This window comes from Gelidibacter pelagius (assembly GCF_017581925.1).
In the GTDB taxonomy this organism is placed as follows: Bacteria; Bacteroidota; Bacteroidia; order Flavobacteriales; family Flavobacteriaceae; genus Gelidibacter; species Gelidibacter pelagius.
The window spans coordinates 1-372 of sequence record NZ_JAGEVG010000087.1; the positions used below are offsets into that span (position 1 = coordinate 1).

The following is a 372-nucleotide window of genomic DNA, read 5'->3' on the forward strand; positions in this document are numbered from 1 at the left end:
CACGTCCTTCATCGCCTCTGAGAGCCTAGGCATTCCCCATACGCTCTTATGTAGCTTATTGTACATTTTGTCTTTTAATGAGTTTGCAATCAGTCTTTAGCTCGTAAACCAAAACTGACTACGTGTTACTATGATATATTCCGAGGAATATACCTGTAATATTTTTTTTATGTATCTTTTTTCAATATGTCAATGAACGTTTTCCTAAGAGAAAAGAACAGAGATAAAGGACAATAGACATCGTCTATATTCTTTTTTCTTTATTCCATCTTCTCAAAGATAGTGGAGAATATCGGAGTCGAACCGATGACCTCCTGCGTGCAAGGCAGGCGCTCTAGCCAGCTGAGCTAATCCCCCAGAATATCTTTTGGC

Annotated in this window: 1 tRNA gene; it reads right to left on the reverse strand. The window is 39.0% G+C overall.

Annotation, left to right across the window (positions count from 1 at the left end):
- Positions 1 to 283 precede the first annotated feature (283 nt).
- Positions 284 to 357 (reverse strand) — tRNA-Ala (locus J4051_RS18905).
- Positions 358 to 372: the final 15 nt, after the last annotated feature.